We start from the raw sequence: 4,316 nt of genomic DNA, 5'->3' as shown, positions 1-4,316 counted from the left end.
TACGTTCATAATGAACACCGTTGTTGTTCGCCGGTAAAACTGGCGAACTTGAAACATCGCTTACATCCTGTAACTCATCCATAAACTGACAATCCAAAACAACTTGATAAGCCCTCAGCTTAAATCCTGCGCAATAAAACAAAAGACCAAAAACCTGCTGAACGCTCTGGGCAATAGTTGAATAATCATTCGAATATTAAAGAGATGGATATATATAAATACCACCACCTCCCATCACTTATGTTCCACCAGCGAGCGAATATAAAAAAACCCCGAACGTTGCGTTTGAAGCAACCTTCGGGGTGTTCAATACGCGCAGTGTTAATCTCCTGCGTTCAAATCAGGCAATTCCATCTGCGTCTTGCGTTTGATAAATGCATCTTCAACCGCTTCGAACTCCCTGGCCAGTTCCGCACTCTTGACCAGGTATTCCTGACTTGCCATCTCCGTTGCCGTCAGCGCCTCGAGTCGTGCGTGCAACGGCGCTTGTTCCAGCAGAAACTCATCGGCGTATTTGTGCTTCAGAAACCCTCGCCAGAAATCACGCTGGGTGGTCGCCGCAAATTCCTGGGGCGAATTGTCCAGGGCCAACACCCGCTGCTCGGCAGCATCGAGCATCGTCGCCGTCACATCAGCCACGCCGATATACCTGGCCTGCTGCGGCTGCCCCGGTAAACCCAGTCGATCCTTCAGTCCGATACGGTAAGCAAGACGAATCTCGACTCGATCGATCAGCAGAATTTCCTGGACCTTCTGCTCCAGGGTCAACGCGTGATTGGCCGAAATGCTCTGAATCCGTTCGCTCGCATCCTGTTGCGCAATCCGTTCGACTTCGTCGAGCCTGAACAAACCCTTTGCCAGTGCGGAAAGCTCCGGGGTCGCCTGCGTGCTCAAGCCGTGGCTGATCAGACTCTTGACCTCCAGGCGACTGAAAATCAGCGCAGCCCCATCGGCACAGGTTTCCACATCCCCGGCCAGACGGAACAACTCGGTGCGCAATTGCTCGGACTCTCCAGCGGCGTCCATCAGTGCCCATACCCGAGCCTGCAGATCAGGGTAAGCGTTCCTGTACTCACCTGTTTGTCGCAGATTCTCCAGCAGCCTGAAGAACTCCTGACTGCGGGGATCTTCCCCCTCGAGCAAACTCCACTGCTCTTGTCTGGCGGCACGCTCTCCAGCCGGAAGGTCGCGCATCCAGTGTTGCAATCGCTCATTGGAGTTTGCCAAAGGGTCGGCAACCGCGAGGGGTTCAATGGCTATCGGCACCCCATCCTCGGGTGGTGGAATACGTAGCCAGGCCTGGGCATAGTCTTCCAGAGCAGCCGGAGTGAGCGGGTTACCGTCCAGAACGGCACTGTTGAATACCCGACGCGCAGCAGCTGCGTTTTCCTCGGCGGGATTGAGGATTTCGTCCGCCACCCGGGTGATGAGGTTATCGCGCAGGTCGATGCCTTGAAGGTGCGGCAAAGCATCCAGCCCCGCTGGCCACTCGGTAAGCCCAGTGTTGCGCAGGTTGAGTTGTCTCAACGTTGGCATCCGCCGGAAATCGGGAATGCGCCCTAAGGGATTGTGGCTCAGGTGCAGTTGTCGCAGCGCCGGAAATCCCTCGAGGGCTACGATGGCTTCCGGACTCAACGAAATGACATTCCTCGAGAGATACAGCGCCTGCAGCCGCGGCATCAGCCGCAATGTTTGCGGAAGCGTTTGCAGCCGATTGTTCTCCAGGCTCACCTCGCGCAAGTTGGGGAACGCCTCAAGGAAATTGGCCGTTATCTCACCAAGCGCCATGGCACTGAGGTCCAGTGAATAAACGTGCGTAAAAAGAGCTCGAGTCAACACTGGAAGCTCCCCGATACGCAGGCCGGTCAGGCTCAGAACACCCTCGGCGTACAAACTGCCGGTCGCTTGCTGCGGCGAATTGGTCCTCTGCCAGCAACGCCGGAGCAAGTCGGCCACCCGCTGCCGGTCCTGCCGGCTGACCGGTTCAATACTCCCATCGGGCAAGACGTGTGTCCCCGGTGAATCCACCCAGGCGTTCGCCTCCTGTTGCAGGCTGGCGAATTCTTCTTCAAGACCCAGCAAATACTCTTCGACTGACAACGGATAGGTGGGATGAGCCTGCGCACGCTCCGCCTGTGCCAAAACCATTTCGACATCTGCATTGCCAAGGGAGGGATACAGCCGGCGAACTCTCGCACGTCGCTCTGCCATCTGCAGATTCGTGCCTTGCCCACGACCACTCAAAGGATAGCCAAAGGTGCCGTCGCCCCCGCGCATTGGCGCCTTGAAAAAAGGTTTGATCGGTTGCATTCGCAACGCCTTGCGCAAGCCGTCGCGCGACAGAACATGCTGCTTGATCAGCTGCTTCAATTCTGCCCCCTGCCCCACATGAGGAAGCCCCAGCGCGGCGCGATGGTTTTGCGGTAAAGCATGCTGCAGAGCCGCATACAGATCGTCCGCGCCATGCAGATGGTTATCGTCGCTGTCACGCGCTTCGTATCGTCCGTCTTCGTTGCGCACCAGGACCTTGCGCTCGGTTGCATCCTGCGGGCCGACGCTGGCACGCAGTTCGCCATTGAAGGAACCATTGCGCACTTCAATTCGCAGGTTTTTTTTCCCGCTCGGTAATGCTTCCAGTGTGTGCAGAACCAACGTCTCGGTATCCGCCGTCAATGCGACCTGCAGATACAGCCCTTCATAGGCCCGCGACAGACGCACTTCCCGCTGAGCATTGCGCAGCGCCTCGGCCAGGCGCAGAGGAACAGGCTTGGTCTGTTGCGGATTGGCAAAATCCCATTGCGCCATTTGTCGGCGCTCGGCGCTGGAAGCACCGGCCAGCACGTCTTCGACAATGTTGGTGGGGACGCCGGTGAAACGGCTTTTGATCAGCTCGACACGTGGATCACCCGACACTTGCTGACTGGCGTAGCGCGTATTGAACAATTCGGTCTTGTGATCGATCGTCACGTGGACACCCGGCTCAGTGCTTTCCATCCGCGAGACCAGGTTTTCGGTCTGTCGGTAGGCCTCGAAACGGCTGAGGGTATCGGCCAGCAATGGCGGCAGGGGCTCACGCTCGACATACATTTTGCGCAACAGGCCTTCGTGGGTGCCGCTGATCTTGCGGGCCAGCTCAAGCTCGCCATCGCTTAACGCGTCCACACGGTGGCCAAGGCGTCGTAACAAAGTCGGACGCTCCCAGGTCAAGGGTTGCTCGGTTTCGGCTTTCCAGGCGCCAGCGCCGTTATGCTCCACCGCCGGTTGATAAGCGTTGGAACGGGTCGGATGTTGCAGGCGATGCTCGCCCGTCGCCGGGTCCTGGCGCACCTGGTAATGCTTTTGTTCCAGGCGCAGCCATTGCTGATCGTTGTGTCGATACAGCCCCAGGTCATCGGGTTTGGCCTCGGTCGGCAGCGCCACCGGATGCTCGTACGGCGTCAGGTCCGGTTTCCACAGGCGGGTCTTGCCCGTGGGCAGTTCCACCGGTTTGAGGTTGTCGATCAGCGCACTGGGTTTGACCGGGAGCCGGGCCGCCTGCGGGATCACGTGCCCGGCGCTCATCAGGGCCAGTTGCGCAAAGTTGATGATGACCCCGTTGATGTGCGCCGACGCCTCGTCGCGGTCGCCCTTGCTCCAGTCTTCGATGCCTTCCAGCAACTCTTCGGCCATCTGCGCCACCATCAGCGCCAGCATGGCTTCGCCCAGCCCCGGCACCAGCATCGCGGCAAAGTTGAAGACGTTCCAGCCGATGTCCAGGTAGCTGCTCAGGCGCTTCCAGCGCGTGGCGGCGTCCTCATCGCCGGTCGGGACGGCAATTGCGCGCGCGTCGCTGAGTGCCTTGTCGCGCTTGAGCCGATACAGCTGCGGCCACAGCTCACCCGCCAGCCGGTGGGTGACGGGTTCGGCATTCGGGTTCTCCACCGCGGTTTCCCGCCACCAGGGCCCCATGTCCAGCGGTTCGCGCTGCTGCCAGGTGATCCGGCTCAGGCGCTCGCGGACCCGGGCAAAGAACCGGCCTTGGTCCTTGTGCGCCACGAAGCGGCTGAAGAACGCTTGATAGTCCGGCTCGCGCAGTTGGCGGATCAGCGTTTTCATGAAGTCCGCCAGCGAGGCGTACTCTTTCAGCGGGTGCTGCGGGTCGTCCGGCACATAGGCAATCACCGGGCCGCTCAAGCGGCTTTGCCGGTAGATGTCGCGCTGGCGCAGCATCTCTTCGCTGACCCCGGCCGGGCCATTGGCGAAAAACGCCTGCAGCAGTTTGAACTTGTCCAGGTCGAGGCCCGGTGACATCACCGACAACACGCTCGACCAGTCGA

General features: G+C 59.3%; 1 protein-coding gene. It reads right to left on the bottom strand.

The window, feature by feature from the left end:
• Nucleotides 1-321: 321 nt before the first annotated feature.
• The coding region (locus tag KW848_RS31190; RefSeq protein WP_218539161.1) for an NEL-type E3 ubiquitin ligase domain-containing protein at nucleotides 322-4,316 on the bottom strand (3,995 nt) is incomplete at its 5' end.

This window comes from Pseudomonas sp. PDM25 (assembly GCF_019219045.1).
Lineage (GTDB): Bacteria > Pseudomonadota > Gammaproteobacteria > Pseudomonadales > Pseudomonadaceae > Aquipseudomonas.
Note: the sequence above shows the minus strand (reverse complement) of the source record. Positions and strands in the feature narration are given on the sequence as shown.